Source organism: Psychrobacter sp. T6-1, from assembly GCF_052258445.1.
In genome coordinates, this window is record NZ_JBQQFC010000475.1 from 1 (window position 1) to 1,323 (window position 1,323).

The 1,323-nt window shown below is 52.1% G+C and carries 1 protein-coding gene; it reads right to left on the reverse strand.

Translation table 11 applies throughout. From position 1 onward, the window contains the following. Window positions 1–1,323, reverse strand: a 1,323-nt coding sequence (locus ACTXGO_RS13920; protein WP_443574937.1) for an AIR synthase-related protein, incomplete at both ends; no start/stop codon positions are given.

Below are 1,323 nucleotides of genomic sequence, written 5' to 3' on the forward strand. Positions count from 1 at the left end.
TTCGCTGACATAGTGATATCAGATAGCTGAGCGATACGCGCGCCTGCGATATTAGTAATGGCTTCACCAACGGCTAATCTCGCCGAGGCTTTGGGATCAATGAGTGCAACGGGCGTACGCTCGCCAATACTCATCGCCTCTCCTGTCATGACTTGACCATCAAGCGCGATGAGGCCCGATGCCGTCACTGCGCAATCGGCGACAGGTACTTGATAACGACCAACATACTGATCGCGCACCACCATACCTGTGATTGAGCGATCACCAATGCTAATCAAAAACGACTTGCTGGCGACAGTCGGATGACGCAGCACGTCTTTAATAGACTGGGCTAAATCAAAATTATTGAGCTCAAGCGGTGGCAACTGGTTTGCTTGCACCTCAAAACTGCGCTGCATCTTTGGTGTACCACCAAGCAAGACTTGCATCGGCATATCGACCGGCTGATCATCGAGCAATTCATCATTGACTGCTAGCTGACGCACTCTAGTCGCCGTGCCTAATATCGCATACGGACATCGCTCGCGTGTGCATATCGCGTCAAACTGCGCTTTACTCTCTGGGCGAATCGCCAGCACATAACGCTCTTGCGCTTCATTTGACCAGATGGCCATTGGCGACATGCCAGCTTCTAATGACGGAATATGACGTAGATTGAGCACTGCGCCCATCTCATGATCGTTGACTAGCTCTGGCATCGCGTTAGACAGTCCACCGGCACCGACATCATGTAGTGAGACGATTGGATTGCCGTCAGCGCTATCATTGCTAATTTCAATATCATTACCAGCGAGGGACCAGCAGCGATCGATGACTTCTTGACAGCGGCGTTCCATCTCGGCGTTATCACGCTGCACGGAGGCAAAGTCTAAGCCTTCGTCAAGTGCGCCACTATCGACTGATGATGCCGCGCCGCCGCCGAGACCGATTTGCATGGCAGGTCCGCCAAGGACGATTAATAAATCCCCTTCGCGGATTGGATTTTTTTCAATGAGGTTACGTTTGATATTGCCATAACCACCTGCCAGCATGATGGGCTTATGATAGCCGCGCATCTCGCTGCCGTCTTTGGCCTCTGACATATCAAGCTGGAAACTACGGAAATAACCGCATAGGTTCGGACGACCAAACTCGTTAGAGAAATTGGCTGAACCCAGTGGTGCTTGTGTCATAATCTCAAGGCTGGTGGCCATACGCTCTGGCGTACCATAGCCCTGAGTGCTAACTTGTCCAGACTGCTCCCACTTCTCGGCAAGCTCTGGAATGTGCAGATGCGAGACATGAAAGCCTGTTAGACCCGCTTTTGGTTTGCCGCCGCGACCC